Here is a 19988-nt window from a genome sequence, read left to right as displayed (position 1 = left end):
CCTATTTAGCAAAATGTAGTTTCTCTTCTACTTTGCTCTTTGTCTCTTTAAATACATGAATCAGATATTCCAATTCATCTTTATTATGATATACGACCCACACTACAACAGTCATAAGTGCTGTACAGCATATAAGTCTGAATCCAAGTTCTATGATCAAATTTGAAAACGAAATATGCATAAACAGAAACGACAGGATGATAAAGCAAACACTCATCTGCAGAATTCTTTTTAGCATTTCCATAAAATACATACTACTGGATCGCCTGAAAATGTGCCTATATATGATAATTGGCCGAATAATTAGCGGAAATAAACTACTAACCAAAGTTCCTATATATACACCTATAAGCCCCAAATACTTCGCGCCAACAATTGAAACAAGCAAATTAGTAAATGCCTGCAACAGCGGCACCCATTTGTCCTGTTCAAAAAGACCTGCAGCTCCTTTTACTATGCTTAATGGCACCCTTATACCTACAAAATAAAAGTTGATACAAATGAGAAAACAGGTCACTGAATCAATAGTTTTATCCTGTCCTATCCACAATGTGATAAACGGGGTAAGTAAAAAATACAAGCATAAAGTTGACCAACCGTATAATACATGGCCTAAAAAATCATATCTTTTAGAAACCTCATAGCTTCTGTTCTCCTCTGTTGAAATGATATTACCTATTGCAGCAGAAGCACTGTAAAAAAATGAAATAATAAACGAATTAATGAAGCTCATCAGCATAGAATAATTAGCTACAAGTCCTACTGATGTGATATTAATAAATGATGAAATTATTATATTATCAGTCTGATTTACAGCCTTATCGCCCACCTTATGAAGCATCAAAGCGCGAATCTTCGTAAATATTGAATTCTTTTCGCTATCAGAAAGATGTTCATTATTCTCCCCTTTAAGATATGGGTACCGTTTGTCACAAAAATAATTTATATATATATTCCCCACAAACTGTACAACCATACCAATTACAAGGTAAGCCAAAAAGTTTTTAAAGATTAAAAGCACGATTATTTGTGCAATTGTTGTTGCAGCCTTAATAACTGTATTAATATTATTTATCAGATATTTTTTCTGATCTGCTTCAACCAGAGTTGATTTATATACTAAAAGATACGAAGATACCGTATTAAAAAGAAAAACAAGATAATATAGTTCAAGATGATCAACGCCTTCAGCACCCTTTATCAGATATTTAAGAAAAGGGACCAAAACCATTCCCAATACAAATACAACCCCGGCAATTATTCTATATGCAACTCTATAGAAATTCATAATTGCGCAAATTCTTTTTGTATCATTTTCCGCAATGGGCTTATAAAGGTTAAAGCTAATAGCCTGGCCTACTCCAAGCTCTGCAAGGGCCAGCATTCCAAGAACATTTGTATATAAACCATTTACACCGTTATATAAAGTTCCCAGTGAATAAATAAATACCGTTCTTGAAACAAAGGTCAATATTGAATTAATTACGCTACCAAATGTTGCGGTAAGAAAATTTATCGCAGCATTTCTCTTTCTGTTTTCAGTCAAATCCTACTCCCGTTTAAAACTTTTTCTCCCTCTCTCTTACATCAAAAGGAATATAGCTATTTAAATTACTTAATCTATCATCTAATCACATATGATGTATCCCCGGATATCTTTGCAGCATTCGTCCATACCTTAACAGCTGAATTCTTATTAATATGATATTCCAGTGAATCATTATTTCCATCGCCGCCACTGACATAGACTGCCTTACTCATAACCGTACTCATATTTATAATATTTTGACTAACTTTATACTCACGTTTTGTACTGGCTGCTGATGAATTTAGCATCGTTATATTAATACCAAAACTGCCACTATTAATTGTATTCGCTGAAACATCTATAGCTGCTTTGCTATTGGAAGAAGCATATTTTCCTGACGCATGAACAAAAATACCAACTGAATTTTTGCCGCCTATATTGATAGTATTCTTCCTGATTGTAACATTTTTAACAGTACAAGGGGCATCAATGGCATACTGCCATAAACCATTAGGATTGTCGCTAATAATTGTATTATTCTCTATATAGGCATCACAACCACTTGGATATACATCTATAGCTGTCTTTATCGCATACGTACCGGCGATACTTCCGTTCAGATAATAATAGCCCGGATTACATTTTATAGTATTACCAGAAACTGTCAGTGTATTACTGTAATTTGAATTTTCCTCCTGAAAACAGGAAATTGCTGCCGGACAGTTATCTATCTGAATAGTATTATCAGATACTTCTCCCGGTCCATATAAGAATATACCTGAACCAAAATCTCCATAGAGTTTATTTCCGCTGATTATAGCATAGTCATCATGTTTTCCCTGTCCCTTACAGGTTATATATCCCTCTCCATATCCTCCATTTCGAATAGTATTATTGGTAATTGTAAGTTTGTTAACTTTGGTATACAAAGCTTCCCTATCATCGCCGAATCCATGCGTACCCGAAATTTTGTTATCATCTATAACCGCTTTAGCTGCACGAACAGCTATGAAGTTAGCATTAATTGCATGCTTGGTAAAATCGGGATCATCTGCTGTTATTAAGTCATTAAATTTATTACCGCTAATAGTCAAATCTGCCGACTGTGTATTAGTATTATTTGTTACATCACCTATCCATAAAGCCGAAACAGCTTCATTTTTTACAGCCGAATCCCCAATATTATAAAAAGTATTATTTTTATAAGTTGAATTTTCTGAATTTATACTATGTAAAATGGCAACTCTGCTTATATTATAGAAAGTACATCCTTCAGCGCTGTCTGAAACTATACTGCCAGTGCCATAAATAGATGATACATAGTCAGCATTACAAAATATTGCATTCTTATATGATATCTTGATTCCATCGTTCACATAAGGAATCACTACAAGTGCTTTTCTATCAATTCTAGCACCAACTTCAGAGCGGAGCGATGTTGTCACTCCTCCATCCATTGTCAAACCTTCTATGGAAATACCATAAGGTGCAATTATACAAAGATTCTTTAGTATAGTCTTATCAGACCCTGCTCCACTTATCGAAACATACTTATCCAAATAAACGATTTCATTATTTAAATCATATGTCCCTGCAGGAATTTTTATAGATGATCCATTTATATTGTCGAAACTAAACTCTTCAGCTTCCTGATCGGTTTCATTCGTAATATCAGTTTCCTGATCGGTTTCGCTCGTAATATCAGTTTCAGTACCCGGTGTTTCTGTTTCCGATATTTCAACACTACTAGGAGAGCCTTCGTCTTTATTTCCTTCACTTTTCCTAAGCACAAGGACAACGGATTCTCCACTTGAAAGAGGAACGGCTGCATCATCTATTTCTACAAGCGCAACATCATATACTTTGTTATCTGAGTCAGGCAATACAGAAACAATAAGTGTAAAAACTAATAAAACTAGAAATCTAAAAAAACGTCTGATTTTATCCATACGATCAAACTCCTTGAAACCTTGGCGTTAACACTTTTGCCGATGTAAGCGTAATCAAAACAGCATATGCACCGGCAGATATTGAATAATCTATCTGACCATACTCGATTAGTATAAGCGGAATAACAGTATAAAAAATAAATTTTGCTATTGGATCCTTCCTGTGTACCAATGCCTTCACAAGAGAAATAGCATAGTTAACATAATATAAGCTAAAACCAACAATACCATAGTTACATAATAGTTCGGTAAAGTTGCAATGCGAATATAATCGCAAACCGGTAATAAACTCGTTAATAAGCGGAAATGCTTCATATCCATATCCAAAAACAGGATGGTCCAGGAATGCGTAAAATGCCAATGTCCTATAAAGAGTTCTATAGTATTTGCTCGTATCCTCAATGGAATCGTCAAATATTGCCAGCATTCTCTCCCCAAAAGTATCTCTAAACCAAGGAATATAGATATATGCCAATATTACCATTCCTAAGGTTAATATTAGATAAAATATATACTTCACTTTCAGTTTTATTTTACCATGCACCAACAGAAAGATAGCAAACGCAAACAGAATCTGAATAATGCCTTTTCTTGATCCCGTTATCAAATTGGCCATAAACAAAACAAATGCAATTCCAATATAAGGTATTCTTTTTGTACTCTCGATAAAATATAGTGCAATACAAAAGGCAATTACATAAATTAAAGACGCTGTGTTTCTGTGAATATTGGTTATTCCGCCATATCCATTCTCATTTCCCCACAGAGAAACCGGTGTCGTGACTGTTATAACAACTGCTGTAATAGTCATGCTGACTAAATATAACTTAAGAAGTTCATCCATCCTTTTTCTGGATACAGTGAAAATATCCATGGCTAATACAGCCAATAAATTAAATTTGCATATATATTTCAACATATCCGGACTGCTTTCCACCATAACGCCATAACGTCTTGATAAGAATACATCTAGAGCAAAAAATGAATATATAATAGTGACTCTCGGAATTAATTCACGCGCGATATTCATTTCATTCTCAAGAACTATCTTTATGAAATACATAGCAATAGAAGCTAATAATATATACAGCGTCAGAGACTGAATCGATGGTATATAATCTCTAAATGCTGTATGTCCGAGAAAAAACATCATCCACACAGCTCTCATATATATATCAAAGACTTCTTCTACTGAATAATAAAAATCCATTATCTCTACCTAATACCCCTGCACTCATCCAAAAACTTTTTACATATATAATCAGCAGTATGTTTTTCCACAACTGATTTCCTGGCATTTTTGCCACATAAAATCGCCTTTTCGGGATTTTCAATAAACCACATAATTGATTCAGCAAGCGCCTTTTTATCTTTTAGTGGTACTAATATACCATTTTCTCCACTTTTTATTAGTTCAGAAGGTCCGGTTGGACAATCAGTGGATATACAAGGCATCCCGTATGTCATTGCCTCTAACAAAGAATTTGGCATACCTTCATAATCAGATGTCATAACAAACAGATCTGCATCTGCCATGGCGCCTTCAACGTCCTGCGTCCGTCCCTTTAAAAACATGCATTTTTCAAGACCTTCAGACTTTATTCTTTCTGAAAGCCTGTTGTGTTCAGTGCCAATTCCCCAAATATAAACCGATATATCCTTATATTTTTCATATACCAGCTTGATGGCATCAATTAAAAGATCGTAATTTTTCTGAGGGAAAAGTCTACCCATCGAAACTATTTTTTTTACATGTTCTGAATAGTTCTTACTGTGTTCAATAAATATCTCATTTACCGGATTAGAAACTACAAATGTCTTTCTTTGTATCTTCTTGCAATAATATGACTTCTGCGACTGGTTTTGCACAAAATGAGCATCGGCAAACCATGCTATGAAATCTGTTTTTATTCTCTCCGACCTGCTTAGTTCATAGGGGTTGTTTCTTAATGTAGAAATAAACTTAATATTCAACCCTCTTGTTGCTATAAATGTTTGTATAACTGCTCTCTCAAGAAAAGGAACTATGAATTCAAATCTATGTTTTTTTATATATTTCCTTACATACATTATTCTCTGAATTCTTCTTATAACAGACACTCTGCTATAGGTTTCATCACAAAGATAATATCTTTTTACCTTATCTGAAGTCTGATACTCATCGTTTTTTCTGTCATAAATAATTATAGAAACATCATGTCCTAATTCAGCCAGTTTTCCGGCAAGTACACTTACAACACGTTCTGCCCCGCCATACGAAAGCTGTGGAGTAGCAAAACATATTCTGATTTTATCTTCCATACAGTAATTACTCCAACATTCCTTTTATCATCACAGCAGCAAATAAGTTTAATTATCTATAAGCTGCATGTATTTCTCAATTTCATTTTGGTTTCCATAGTCATGAGACAGTAAATAATCCGTGTATCTTCTTCTCTCTTCCTCAGATTTAACCATTACTTCAATTCCATCTGCAATACTCTCAGGATCAATACTTACTATATAGCCCTCTTTTTTATTTTCTATCTGATCCTTAACAGTGGGATAATCTGTCACTACTATCGGGGTCCCCAGTATCTTTGCTTCATCAAGAACAACAGATTTTCCCTCATATCTGGAGCATTGCACGAAAAGATCACAATTTTTTATGTATGGATACGGATTTTCTCTAGCCCCTAAAAGCACAAAGTAATCCTCAACCTTTAACTCCGATATTTGCTTCTCAAGTTTGCTTTTAAGACTACCGTCTCCTATAACAAACCATTTTAACTTTATGCCTCTTTCCTTTAGCTTGGCAGCTGCTATAATTCCAAGGTCAAATCCCTTTTGATCACATAGTCTGCCAATAGAAAGTATATTAGCCCCCTGTTTTATAAACTCCTTGGGGATAAATTCATCAGCTCTCTGACGAGTAATCTTTGATGAAGTAATATTGGCAATTGTATGTACCTTCTTGTTCAATTCAGGAAATTCTTCTTCTACTATTCTGGCGCATTCATCAGAAATAGTAGCTATTTCCATATCTTTAAAATACTTATAATGGTATTCTATGGAATCCTTTTCGCTTCTAAAATCGTTGTGTATCCATACTATCTTTTTTCGGGCATTAACCTTGTCGCCAACATAGAACATAGGCTCTCCCGTAATGTATGCTATGGCTACATCATACTCAGATTTTAGACTTTCTATTTTAGGAGAATAAAAATGCTCCCATCTATATCCCTTTCTTTTGTTAGGCTGCCTTTCTAAAATTGCTGAAAGTAATGTTCCAAAAACCTTAGCAGGGAACATTTCCTGACACTTCATAACCGGAGAATACAGTAGTCTCAAATGTCTTGGAGTTTCAAGAACATTGACCCATGTCGGAACCTGATCCAGAAACATGCCTTCTTTTCTAAACAGAAGAATATCAACTTCATATTTATCCGCAGGCAATTCATTAAGCATGTTTACCAGGCTTTTCTCCGCCCCACCGTTATATAGCGAAAGCATAACAATAAGCACTTTTTTCATCAAATCACACCTCTTTATCAAAGCTTAATAACACCTTATACAAGGGCAATTTAAATTACTTATCACTATACTGTGCTGCGATGTCTGCATCAACAATTTCTTCTCCGGACCTGTCTTTTAACTGCTCCATGGAAGCCTCGGAAAGACCATTATTCACGACTGCGCACATGTCGCAGGTGCTACACTTATCAAGCTCTTCTTTAGTGACCTTTCCATCCCTTAAGTCACGAACTATTTTATTCTCATACATACTGTATTTTTTCTTGGTCCAGAACTTAAGCTTATGAGTGATTACCCACCAGGCAGGTACCCATATATACTTATGCATAGCAGGTGATACAGAACCGATCATCCAGCAATCTCTGTCACAGCAGCGAACCTTTTTTCTGACTTCTTCTGCTGCAGGTGAACTCCACAGCTCATCCCAGGTCTGCTCATTGAGGTTACCCATAACTTCCTTATCTTTTGTTCCGTTACAAGGCATAACATCGCCGTAAGGATCAATAAAAAATGTATCAAACGACATATCGCAAGGAAGCAGTCGCTTTTGTCCATAAATATAATTGATAAGTCCATGGTTAAAATATGCTCTAAACCATTTCTTGGGGCTCTTGCTTACAAGCAGTTCGTTTACCAGGTTCTCAAAATTCTGAGCAACCATAGGTCTGTCTTTTATAATATTCTTCGCTTCTACAAAATAGAAACTGTTGTGGAGAGATGCTGTTGCGAACTCCATTCCCATCTCATCCGATAGCTTATAAAGAGGCACAAGATCAGGAGCATTCTTATCCTGTACTGTCATTCCAAAGCCTACATCTGTCATTCCCATCTCGCGAAGCTTTTTAAGTGTCTGATATCCTCTCTGATAGCCATTTTCAAGGCCACGTATTTCATTATTGGTATTTTCAAGACCTTCGATTGAAATACGTATACCGATCTGAGGGAACTCCTTACACAAATCAACGATACGATCTGTAAAGAAACCATTTGTAGAAATAACAATTCTATCTGATTTCTTATAAAGCTCTCGAACAATATCCTTGATATCAGTCCTTATAAAAGGCTCTCCACCGGTGATGTTGGTAAAATACATCTTGGGAAGCTTTTTTATTGTCTCAATTGAAATTTCTTCCTCCGGTTTGCTTGGTGCTTTATATCTATTGCACATTGAACAGCGTGCGTTACACCTATATGTAACTATTACTGTTCCGTTTAATTTCTTCTCCGCCATTTCTTCTCCTTCATTCATCCGGCATAAATTTTCAATATTTTATCCAAATATTCCTCAATTGTATCAAAACTAAGTTCTTTACAATTATCGTGCATTTTCATAGCCTTGCTATCATCCTGCCACACTTCATGGATTGCATTACAAAGCGAATCTACATCTCCGCTCTTAAACAGTACTCCTGTCTCACCATTTCTAATAAGCTCAGGTATTCCTCCTATATCAGCACCTACCACTGGTGTTCCAAAAAGCTGTGATTCCATCACAGAAAACGGGCAGTTCTCATACCATTCTGAAGGATATACGGACATTTTTGCCTTTCTGATAATATCTGCCAGTTCCCTGCCAGACTTAAATCCTACGTTTTTGATGTTTTCTATTCCTTCAAGCAAATTCTCAAGAGGCCCCTTCCCTGCAAAAATAAAATCAATCTCCGGAAGCCTTTTTGCCGCTTCAATAAGTGTTCTAACACCCTTTTCATCGGAATATCTACCAAAATACAGGACATAATCTTCCTTTGGAATATCTATCCATGGTATTTCTTCTATGAAATTATGAATAGCTACTGTTTTTTTTACAAATAATGGATTAGTATCCAGCTTAGACTTCATGAACCTGCTACAGCAGATAAATGTATCTATATATTTATACGTTCCATTCATCTTCCAATATGAAGCTTCAAGAGTACCAATAAAGCTTTTAGCTGTGCTTCCATGTATGCATTTGTCCTTTGTACAATTCATAAAGCTGCCTGCCAGGCATTTCTCGCAATTCTCCCGGGTGACCGGATTGTTGCACATATGATTTGGACATACAAGCTGATAATCATGTGCCGTATAAACAATCCTGCATTTATGCCCGCTCTCTTTTCTCCATTTAACTATTTCAAGAATGATGGATGGAGTAAGCTGATAATTAAAATTGTTAAGATGCACTACATCAGGTTTAAAATCATCAAGAACCAGCCTTATTTTTTCCCTTGCTTCCTTAGAATAAATTGTTTTCAAAGGATATGTCAGTTTGACCAATTTACTGGCATTATGGAAATCCATATCAGATGTATAAGCATCTACCCTGTTAGCGACACACCTTCCTTCATGCTCCATGCCAAAATACTGGACTTCATGCCCTTTTCCCATAAGAGCATCGCCCAACTTGAATATATATGTTTCAGATCCTCCGTTTGGATAGAGGAATTTGTTGACCATAAGAACTTTCATCAGTTATCTCCGCCCAATTTATTTTTCAATAATATACTGATAAATACAGCTCCTATAAATGCTCCGGCTGTATTTGTAACCATATCTGTCAGTTCAAACATCCCTGTCCCTGTAATCAACTGCAGACATTCTATACCTACACTGGTAAGTGTTCCAATAAGAGTAGTTTTGAGAACCCCTGTAAGCCTTCGTCTTTTCTGTATAAATTGATATATTATCATTCCCCACGGGACGAATAATAAAATATTAAGTACGCTAAATGATGCACCTACTAAAGACGGAGTATTACCCCTTAAACCAAATCCAAGGTTTATATAGAGATTTACGATACCTGCTCTTGAACCTACAGGTCGCCTAAAAATTGTTATTGACAGCATTATGCCCAAATATACTACCATCAGATAAATATACAGTAATTTCTTAATAGTTATCTTGTTCTTTTTATATAAAATCATGCCGGGCACTAAAACAAGCACCGTCTCAACAAGTAACAGAATGAGCTGGCTATAAATATCAATCCCCTGCGTTTCTCGCAGCAATATGCTTCTTAAAAAATACAACACTATTTCCTTTCATGCTTAAGATTTGATATTTAAACCTTATTTAGTCTCTCTACATTAAGAATCGCATCAATATACAATCTCGCGCTCTCACCGGTAACCTGATCCCAATTAAAATGCTTATAACAGTAATCCATGATTTCTTTATCCGTATGGAATATCTCAGGATGCTTAATACATTCTTCAAGCTTTTTCGCAAGATCCTCAATGTCGGATTTTTCAAAATACTGAGCATATTCAAGGCAGGCCTCTGAATTCTCCGGAATATTGCTGGCAAGACACTTTCTGCCATAGCTAAGAGCCTCCAAAAGGCTTATTGGCATACCCTCAACGTCACTTGGAAGAACATACATATAACAATTACTGAAAAGCTCTGACAAAACATGTCCCTGGACAAAGCCTGTCATGATTATGCGCTTGTCCTTTTCTGCATATTCCATGATTTTCTTTACATAATCATCAGAATGGCTACCACCTCCGGCAATTACAAGCTTTAGATCCGTATCAACCTTTTCAAAGGCTTTCACCAGATATGATATTCCCTTCTCCGGAACCAGCCTTCCAAGGTACAATATGTATTTTTCTTTCTCAAGGCCATACTTTTTAGCAATCAGATCCGGTTCGCGGAACTCTGTCTTATTAACGCCGTTTGGTATATATATGGTCTCTCTGTGATATGTATCCAAAAAATACTGCTGAACATTAGCAGACAAAACTATTACTTCATCAGCATATTTTGCTGCAATAAGCTCTCCAAATTTAAGAAATTTAGTAGCAAAGCCTCCCCATTTGGATCGCTGCCAGTCAAGACCATGAATGGTCGCAATTGTTCGTATTCCGAAAAAATGCGGAATAATCAGCATGGCACAGGGTCCTTCGGCATGAAAATGAATAACATCGTATTTGCCAAATAACGCCAAAATAGTAGCAATAAAGGAATATACAACAGCGTTAAGTGCTTTGACATCAGGCGTAGGCACCTGAACTATACGTATTCCTTTATATTCCCTGAGCTTATGCGCATCCTTATCAGCATTTTTATCTGCGACATTTCTCCCTTTTCTGTTGTATGCCGTAACAGAGTGCCCCATCTGAACCAGGCGAGTTGATAGTTCTTCAACGACTATCTCTACTCCCCCTTCCCTCGACGGTATTCTCTTGTGCCCGATCATAGCAATCTTCATGTTAACGTTTACCCGAATATTTTAATAGGAATTATTGTATTTAAATAATTCCACCACTGTTTTAATGATTATTTTTATATCAAGCCAAATGCTCCATTTGTCTATGTAATCTGTATCAAGCTCCACAACCTTATTAAAATCAGTAACGCTGCTTCTTCCACTGACCTGCCACATTCCTGTGATTCCGGGCTTAATGCTTATTCTTCTCCAGTCATGCATGGAATATAGCTCAACTTCCCTGATGGTCGGGGGTCTTGTTCCAACCACGCTCATTGATCCAAAAAGCACATTGAAAAACTGCGGTAATTCATCAATACTGGTCTTTCTGATAAACTTACCGACTCTGGTAACCCTGGGATCTTCCTTCATTTTGAACATCATTCCGTCTTTTACATCATTATACTTTGCAAGTTCAGGAATCATTGACTCCGCATCCACCCGCATACTTCTAAACTTCCATATAAGAAAATGGCGTCCGTTTTTGCCAATCCTCACCTGTCTGAAAAACACCGGCCCCGGAGAATCTATTTTGATGGCAATGGCAGTAATAAGCATTATCGGTGACGTAATTATAATTACTAAAATGGAAAAGATTATATCAAACCATCTCTTAAATATTTCCGCATATCTGTTCATCGTCACAGTATGGTATGTAAGAATCGGATATGTTCCTATACTGCTAACAAAAGAAAATGCCTTACGTCGTCTAAAGGTATCTACAATAATGCGACAGGTAACGCCCATTTCAATGCAGATATCAACATACTGCTGCAACTGCTTTATATCCATATCACGCTTTTGCAGAATATACACCTCATCAATGTTATACTTGCGAATAATGGACTCCAAATCCTTTAGTTTTCCTATATATTCGATTGATTTATCATCATCATCAAAGCTTATATAGCCTATTTCATTTATCTGAACCGTGGTCTTCTCAAGGAAATATCTGAATTTATTATAGGAATCCTTGCTACCCACATATAGTGCTCTCGGAATGTGTCTTCGCATAATAAAGCGATCCACAATTCCTCTAAAAAACATGATTTCAATAATAATCATGACATATGTGATGATAGGAAGTGTCACCACCATCTTATTTTCGATATATAAATCAAAGGAATGATAAAGTAATCCGTACGCACATATTAGCGAAATTATGTACGCCAGACTCTCACGCCTTAGTATTCTATCCGGATAAAAAAACAATGTGGTATTGTAGACATTAAGCGATCTGTTGAATAAAATGAAAACCAATACTGAAACCAGATAAACCGGAATCAGCACTTTAAGGTCTCTATTATGAAATCCATCTTTTCCAAACATTGTATATGTTATAAAGAGAGCCACAGCAATTGAGCCTATATCCAAAAGAATATGAATAATGTCAAATGATGCTCCTGAATTTGATCGATTCATCTCACCAACAACTCCACAAAATATATACGAATAAAATACAAGCAGTCTTTTTTATAGTATGCAAAACTCTAAAAAACAATTAAAAACCAATAATACCATAATTATATAACCTTTGAAACTAAAAATCATTATTGGTCAGTCATTTTCGAAAATAATAATAATTATAATTTCAATATCAAATAAACATATTGTATACATTTATTAAAAAAGCAACTTGTTCTCTTTATTATAGAGAAACAAGCTGCTTTATTAAAACTCATCTTATTTAATCTGACCTTCAAGTGCTACAGAAACTTCTGCAATAGCATCCGGTATTCCTGCAGGATTCTTACCGCCTGCCTGAGCCATGTTGGGACGACCACCGCCGCCACCACCGACCTTACCGGCAATAGCCTTTACAAGGTTTCCTGCATGTGCACCTGCAGCAATAGCTGCATCAGTTGCCATAGCCATAAGGTTTACCTTGCCGTTGTTTTCAGAAACAAGAACAACTACACCTTCGCCAAGCTTAGCCTTGAGCTGATCTCCTAAATCTCTAAGGCCGTTCATATCAACACCCTTTACACTCTGAGCAATAAGCTTAACACCCTTGACTTCAATGACATTATCCATAACATCACCAAGAGCAGCCTGAGCTTCCTTACTCTTAAGAGACTCATTCTCGCTTCTAAGGGCCTTGAGCTCATCCTGAAGCTTCTTTATCTGAGCATTAAGATCTGCAGGTGTTGTCTTAAGTGCTTTAGCTGCTTCGCCAAGATTAGATTCTACATTCTTGTAGTATGCTCTTGCATTATTACCTGTAAGAGCTTCAATACGACGAACACCGGCTGCAACACCGCTCTCTGAAAGGATCTTGAAAAGTCCGATATGGCTGGTGTTGGCTACATGAGTACCACCGCAAAGCTCGATTGAGAAGTCACCCATGTTTACAACTCTTACAGTCTCGCCGTATTTCTCGCCAAACAGAGCCATAGCTCCAGTCTTCTTAGCTTCTTCAATAGACATTTCCTTGGTTACTACAGGAAGCGCCTCTAAAATCTTAGCATTAACAATCTCTTCAACCTTCTGAATCTCTTCAGCAGTCATAGCCTGATGATAGCTAAAGTCAAATCTGGTCTTATCAGGATCCTGATATGAACCTGCCTGCTCTACTCCGTCACCAAGAACCTCCTGAAGTGCTTTCTGAAGAAGGTGTGTTGCTGAATGGTTTCTGCAGGTCTTTGCTCTGTTCTCGGTATCAACCTTAAGTGATACCTTATCAGAGGTCTTGAAGCTTCCGCTTACAACCTTACCAACGTGGGCTGTTCTGCCACCGGCAACCTTAATTGCCTCGGAAACAACGAACTTCGCTCCGTCAGAACCGATGATTTCACCGATATCACCTACCTGACCACCCATTGTGCCATAAAATGTAGTCTTATCAGTAATGATAGTACCCTGCTGACCCTCTGAAAGTTCATCAGTAAGAGCCTCGGCACCTGCCATAGCTACTACTGCGCCTTCACAATCAAGAGCTTCATATCCAAGGAACTCTGTATTTACAGACTCATCAAGACTGTCGAATACACCTGCACCTGTAGTGAGATTAGCTGAGAAGTTCTGGTTCTCCCTTGCCTTCTGCTTCTGCTCTTCCATAGAAGCCTTGAAGCCATCCTCATCAACGCCAAAACCTTCCTCCTGTGCAAGCTCAACAGTAAGCTCTACAGGGAATCCGAATGTATCATAAAGGAAGAAAGCATCCTTTCCTTCGATTTCCTTTTTACCCTCAGAAGAGGTCTTATCAAGAATCTTCTTGAACTCCTTCATACCATTCTCAAGAGTTGACTCAAATCTTGTGATTTCCCTCTCAAGCTCTGTAAGAACGAACTTCTGGTTCTTGTTAAGATGCTCATAGCTCTCTTTATACTCGTCAATATAAAGCTTAGCTACGCCAAGGATCTGGTCTTTGTTAAGTCCAAGAGTTCTTGCGTGTCTTACAGCACGACGAATAAGTCTTCTAAGAATATAGCCTGCACCTGTGTTTGAAGGAAGAAGCTTTGCCTCATCTCCGATCAGCATTACAGAAGTACGGGTATGATCTGCAAGAATTCTCATGGATCTTGTAGTCTTCTCATCAGCTTCGTACTTAATGCCGCTCTCCTTCTCAATATATGCGATTACAGGAGCGTGAAGATCAATCTTATAAACATCATCAACGCCGTTAAGGAAAGCAAGAATACGCTCAAGTCCCCAACCTGTATCTACATTCTTCTGTGAAAGAGGTGTAAGGTGACCGTCATGATGCTTCTCATACTGCATGAAAACATCATTACCGATCTCTGTATATTTGCCGCAGTGGCATCCGGGGCCGCAATCAGGGCCGCAATCCGGAACATCCTTTACATAGAACATCTCACTGTCAGGACCACAGGGACCATATTCAAGTCCCCACCAGTTATCCTCGGCAGGAAGATAGAAAATATTCTCAGGCTTAAAACCTGACTCAATACGATATTTAGCGCCCTCTTCATCTCTGGGTGCATTCTCATCACCTGCAAAAACTGTAGCTGCGAGGTGATCGGCATCGAATCCGAAAAGCTCAGTCAAAAGTTCAAAGCTCCACTGGCAACGCTCTTTCTTGAAATAGTCGCCAAGAGACCAGCTTCCCATCATTTCAAAGAAAGTACCGTGGCTCTTATCACCTACTGAATCGATATCATTGGTACGAACACATCCCTGAACATTGCAAAGTCTTGTTCCCATAGGATGCTTCTTACCAAGAAGATAAGGCATAAGAGGCTGCATGCCTGCGACGTTGAACATAACACCTGTTGATCCGTCAGATACCAGTGAAACAGCGCCGCAATCCACATGTCCACGATCTATATAGAACTGCTTCCATGCTTTACGCAGTTCATTAGCTGTAAATTGTTTCATTTTAATACTCCTTTATAACCCTCATCCGCCCTTCGGGCACCTTCTCCCTTAAAAGGTAGAAGGCAGGGATTTAAAATCTTTCACAATTAGAAGTCAAACTTATCTGAGAAGAATGCCTCAAGCTCGTCGATAGCGATACGCTCCTGCTCCATACTGTCACGGAAACGTACTGTTACCTTGTTATCTGTCTCTGAATCAAAGTCATAGGTAATGCAGAAAGGAGTACCAATCTCATCCTGTCTGCGATAACGCTTACCAATGTTTCCTCTGTCATCGAATTCACAGTTATACTTCTTTGAAAGCATTGCGTAAATCTTTTCTGCGCCTTCATTAAGCTTCTTTGAAAGAGGAAGGATACCGATCTTAACAGGTGCAATTGCAGGATGGAAACGAAGAACTGTTCTCATATCGGGAGCCTCTTCTGTTCCAAGGTTCTCCTCGTCATAAGCCTCGCAAAGGAATGCAAGAGTTACACGGTCTGCACCAAGTGAAGGTTCAACAACATAAGGAATGTACTTCTCCTTGCTCTCATCATCAAAGTATTCCATAGGCTCACCGGATGTCTCCTGGTGTCTTGTAAGGTCATAGTCTGTTCTGGAAGCAATACCCCAGAGCTCGCCCCAATCTGTGAAGGGGAATGCATACTCGATATCTGTTGTATGATCACTGTAGAATGAAAGCTCTTCCGGATCATGGTCACGAAGTCTAAGGTTCTCTTCCTTAATACCAAGTGAAAGAAGCCACTCATAGCAGGTCTTTCTCCAGTACTCGAACCACTCTGTCTGTGTGCCGGGCTTGCAGAAGAACTCAAGCTCCATCTGCTCAAACTCTCTTGTTCGGAATGTGAAGTTACCTGGTGTAATCTCGTTACGGAAGCTCTTACCAATCTGGCAGATACCGAAAGGAATTTTCTTACGTGATGTACGCTGTACATTCTTGAAGTTTACGAAGATACCCTGAGCTGTCTCGGGACGAAGATATACTGTGTCCTTAGCATCCTCTGTAACACCCTGGAATGTCTTGAACATAAGGTTGAACTCTCTGATGCTTGTGAAATCGTGCTTACCGCATGACGGGCAGGGAACGTTGTGTTCCTTGATGAAGTTCTCCATCTCTTCGTGGGACCAGCCATCAACTGATGTCTCAAGTGTAATTCCGTTTTCTGAAGCAAAATCCTCGATGATCTTGTCTGCTCTGAATCTCTCATGACACTCTTTGCAGTCCATAAGAGGATCTGAAAAGCCGCCAAGGTGTCCTGATGCAACCCATGTCTGAGGGTTCATAAGAATTGCACAGTCAACACCTACGTTGTAGGGATTCTCCTGTACAAACTTCTGCCACCAGGCCTTCTTTACATTGTTCTTGAATTCAACACCAAGGTTTCCGTAATCCCATGTATTGGCAAGACCGCCATAGATCTCACTTCCGGGATAGATGAAGCCTCTGCCCTTGGCAAGGGCAACTATTTTGTCCATTGTCTTTTCATTTGCTTTCATAGATACTCCTCTTTCTGAGCAATACGCTCACATATTTTAATTAAGAGCATTATGCTCATTTATTACTTATTAAGAACGATACAGCTAAGACTACCATCTTCCGTTCCGGAAAGATCCGCAAGCTGCTTGTCCATAAGGCTTACGCCCTTTGTCATATACTGAACCTTATATGGAACAGCCACAACATATTTACTGTCGGTAATAACAACATGCTCATCGGAAAGCGCTGCTGCTTTCTCTGAATCGATTGGATTGCCATCCTTGTCTACAAGTGAATTCACATTGATCCGACCTGAAAGAATAGCCTCTGAAACGGTAATATATGAGAAGGTCTCGCTATTGAAAACGGCATAATCTCTTGAATTCGCAAAATCAATCACCATCTTCACCTTACCGTTATCACTCTCTAATGACTTAAGCTCTGCAGCCCCTTCTCCGTTAGAAACAACGAATGCGTTGACCTCGTTCTCAACCATGCTTTTAAGCTCATTCACATCGTAGTAGCTCTCGGTGAAATCCTCGATAACCGTGCTTTCCACCGTTCCATCTTTATTGACTAAGATAGATGACTTATCAAGCTTCGATACATCCGCACCTTTCCCGCAGCCTGCAAAAACAAAAGCTGCAGTCATAATAACAGATGTAACAACTGCTTTCCTTAAAACTTTATTACTCACTAAAACACCCTCTTAATATAAGTAACTATTTGGTCTGCGCATAAATACGCGCACACTTACATGATTATATACCGCCTTTTTACGTTTTTCAAATCAGATCTCATAGATTCCCTTAAACTTTTCTTCTATATAATTAAGGAAATCGTCGGCGGTAAAGTCTCTTCCCGTAATATCCTTTATCCATTCAGACGGAGCCAGGTGATTAGCCTTCACAAATACATTTTCCTTCATCCAATTGTTGATCGTCGCAAAATCGCCTTTCTCAACACAGCCGTCTATATCAATCTCATTTTTCATGCGATTGTAATACATTGCATTGTACATATTTCCAAGAGCATATGTAGGGAAATATCCAAATCCAAAAGTCCAGTGTACATCCTGAAGGACACCCTCTCTGTCTGTTTCAGGAGAAATGCCAAGGTACTCCTCATATTTTTCTTTCCATCTTCTTGGTACATCATCAATGGAAAGCTTGCCTTCAAAAATTTCCTTCTCTATCTCATATCTGATTATTATATGGAAGGTATAGGTGAACTCATCTGACTCTGTTCTTATAAGTGACGGGCAAACCACATTGAGCGCTTCATAAAGCTCTTCCTCTGAAACTCCCTCCATGACATTAGGGAAAATCTCACATACCTTAGGGTATATCAGCTTAACAAAAGCTCTGGATCTTCCAAGTCTGTTCTCATAGAATCTGGAAACTGATTCATGCATTCCAAGAGTCTTGTTATCGTTGATGAAATGCTCATAATCATCCTCTGGCTGAAGCATCTCAAAAAGTGCATGACCTCCCTCATGGATTATAGAGTACATACTTGCTGAGAAATCAAGTGGATAATAATGAGTTGTAATTCTGGTGTCATTTTTGCCGATCCAGTTGGTAAAGGGGTGTTCTGATGTGCTATAAGCACTTCTTGACCTGTCAAAGTTAAGGATTCCCAGCAGAGCTTCTGTCATGCGCCTTTGCTGCTCCTCAGTAACCTCGATATGCATAAAGTCTGTTCTTATCTTCTTGGGACTCTCCATAATCTTCTTAAGAAGAGGAATAAGTCTCTCTTTACATTCATCAAAGCACTCGTCCAGTATCTTTGATGTAATGCCTATTTCATAATCATCAAGAAGAGCATCATAGATAATTCCGCTCTCAGGCTTTTCATCCCTGAGCTCCACCATCTCTGTATTGATATCTTTTACCTTCTGCAAAGAATCCCTGAACATAGAAAAATCAGAATTCTGTCTTGCACCGGTCCAGTCTACAAAAGCCTTGTTATAAATTAGTGAATATTCCATATTCTTTTCAGGTGAAATATTCTTGGTCTTTGCATAGGATCTGTGCTGACTCTCTACGCATACTCTGTCAGGCTCAGAAAGCTCATCCCTGTGCTCATAGAGATATTCAGCATTTTCAATAAACTCAGGTGCTTTCATAAGCTTAAATGCCTGATTTCCAAGGAACGCGCTTACTTCTCCCTCATCCTGCATTCCCTTAGCAGGGCAGATTGTCTCCTGGTCAAAAGAAATCAATCTTGTTGCATGGGCATAGATTTCTGCCTCTTTAAGTACGTCCCTAAAAGCCTGTAATTTTTCTTCCAAAACCTTATCCATGTCTACCTCCATATCTTCCTTTATTTATTCCATGTCTTTTTCAATCATTCTAATCATCTCAAGACTGTTTAATTTTCTGTCAATCGAGCTTTTTCTGTAAACATCGCAGATATGATCAAGTTCTGTCAGAACATCTCTGCTGACCTTAAAGGTAAAAAGCTTCTCTATAGGTGTATTCCAGATAAATTCAAGTGTATATGTTGTTGATGCTTCGTAGCTTCGATCCCTTGGCACTCCGGGAAATTCCCCTTCAAGCATAAGAGTTTTTATCTCAAAAATAAATCGTACAAGCCTGTTATCTATAGAATCTTTTTCAAGAGCCCTGAATGACATGTATAAAAGCTTCAGAATATCTTTTTCGTCATTGTTCTCTCTTGTGTAGTAGTCTGCTATCTCCGCAAAATACGTGGCATAAATGGAGCAGTCAAAATCTTTCCTGAAGCCCTCAAAAAAATTCTTTATCTCAGCATCCCTGACAGTGTATGAATTTCTTCCAACAAAAATCTTAAAGCTTCCAAAACAAAAAGGCTCGACGACACCTGATAGCTGATTCCCCGGTCGTCTTGCCCCTTTTGCAAAAGCCGTAATCTTACCTTGTTCGGATGTAAGGATTGTCACAAGGAAATCATTCTCCCCAACAGGAGCTCTCTTTATTATCATTCCGTTTACAGTGGATAATTCTGTCATTAC

15 protein-coding genes are annotated in these 19988 nt (G+C 38.1%); all 15 read right to left on the bottom strand.

Features of this window, described 5'->3' with window-relative positions:
• Window position 1: 1 nt before the first annotated feature.
• The 15 genes from G608_RS19420 to recO all read right to left on the bottom strand — a co-directional run bounded on the left by G608_RS19420 (window position 2) and on the right by recO (window position 19985).
• Window positions 2-1546 (bottom strand): lipopolysaccharide biosynthesis protein, encoded by a 1545-nt coding sequence (locus tag G608_RS19420; protein ID WP_051208661.1) that lies wholly within the window; start codon window positions 1544-1546, stop codon window positions 2-4.
• Between the two features lie 77 nt (window positions 1547-1623).
• Complete coding sequence (locus G608_RS0100780) at window positions 1624-3477, bottom strand: right-handed parallel beta-helix repeat-containing protein (RefSeq protein ID WP_026494395.1); 1854 nt, start codon at window positions 3475-3477, stop codon at window positions 1624-1626.
• Between the two features lie 4 nt (window positions 3478-3481).
• Window positions 3482-4687: an O-antigen ligase family protein gene (locus G608_RS0100775; protein ID WP_026494394.1), complete on the bottom strand. Its 1206-nt coding sequence runs from the start codon at window positions 4685-4687 to the stop codon at window positions 3482-3484.
• Window positions 4688-4692: 5 nt separating this feature from the next.
• Window positions 4693-5778: a glycosyltransferase family 4 protein gene (locus G608_RS0100770; RefSeq protein ID WP_026494393.1), complete on the bottom strand. Its 1086-nt coding sequence runs from the start codon at window positions 5776-5778 to the stop codon at window positions 4693-4695.
• 48 nt (window positions 5779-5826) lie between these two features.
• A complete protein-coding gene (locus G608_RS0100765) occupies window positions 5827-6990 on the bottom strand; it encodes a glycosyltransferase (RefSeq protein ID WP_026494392.1) in 1164 nt (387 codons plus the stop codon).
• Window positions 6991-7045: 55 nt separating this feature from the next.
• The gene (locus G608_RS0100760; RefSeq protein WP_026494391.1) at window positions 7046-8221 is read right to left on the bottom strand and encodes a radical SAM protein; all 1176 of its coding nucleotides are present in this window, start codon (window positions 8219-8221) and stop codon (window positions 7046-7048) included.
• A gap of 14 nt (window positions 8222-8235) precedes the next feature.
• Window positions 8236-9438: a glycosyltransferase gene (locus G608_RS0100755; RefSeq protein ID WP_026494390.1), complete on the bottom strand. Its 1203-nt coding sequence runs from the start codon at window positions 9436-9438 to the stop codon at window positions 8236-8238.
• Entirely contained in the window at window positions 9438-9977 is a 540-nt protein-coding gene (locus tag G608_RS0100750; RefSeq protein ID WP_026494389.1) for a VanZ family protein, read from the bottom strand. Before G608_RS0100750 ends, G608_RS0100755 begins: the two co-directional genes overlap by 1 nt.
• Window positions 9978-10030: 53 nt before the next feature.
• On the bottom strand, window positions 10031-11182 hold the full coding sequence (locus G608_RS19415) for a glycosyltransferase family 4 protein (RefSeq protein WP_051208659.1): 1152 nt from the start codon (window positions 11180-11182) through the stop codon (window positions 10031-10033).
• 21 nt (window positions 11183-11203) lie between these two features.
• Window positions 11204-12601 carry a sugar transferase gene (locus tag G608_RS0100740; protein ID WP_026494388.1) on the bottom strand — a complete coding sequence of 466 codons (1398 nt, stop codon included), beginning with the start codon at window positions 12599-12601 and terminating at the stop codon, window positions 11204-11206.
• Window positions 12602-12862: 261 nt separating this feature from the next.
• Complete coding sequence (gene alaS / locus G608_RS0100735) at window positions 12863-15517, bottom strand: alanine--tRNA ligase (RefSeq protein WP_026494387.1); 2655 nt, start codon at window positions 15515-15517, stop codon at window positions 12863-12865.
• Window positions 15518-15603: 86 nt separating this feature from the next.
• Window positions 15604-17013 (bottom strand): glycine--tRNA ligase, encoded by a 1410-nt coding sequence (locus tag G608_RS0100730; protein WP_026494386.1) that lies wholly within the window; start codon window positions 17011-17013, stop codon window positions 15604-15606.
• A gap of 62 nt (window positions 17014-17075) precedes the next feature.
• A complete protein-coding gene (locus G608_RS0100725) occupies window positions 17076-17690 on the bottom strand; it encodes a hypothetical protein (RefSeq protein WP_026494385.1) in 615 nt (204 codons plus the stop codon).
• Between the two features lie 93 nt (window positions 17691-17783).
• The gene (locus tag G608_RS19410; RefSeq protein ID WP_051208658.1) at window positions 17784-19298 is read right to left on the bottom strand and encodes a carboxypeptidase M32; all 1515 of its coding nucleotides are present in this window, start codon (window positions 19296-19298) and stop codon (window positions 17784-17786) included.
• Between the two features lie 24 nt (window positions 19299-19322).
• Window positions 19323-19985, bottom strand: coding sequence for a DNA repair protein RecO (recO, locus tag G608_RS0100715; RefSeq protein ID WP_026494384.1), 663 nt, complete (start codon window positions 19983-19985; stop codon window positions 19323-19325).
• Between the last annotated feature and the right edge of the window lie 3 nt (window positions 19986-19988).

Origin of the sequence: Butyrivibrio sp. WCD3002, assembly GCF_000424265.1 — a bacterium.
GTDB lineage: Bacteria > Bacillota > Clostridia > Lachnospirales > Lachnospiraceae > Butyrivibrio.
This window is presented reverse-complemented; position numbering and strand designations above follow the sequence as displayed.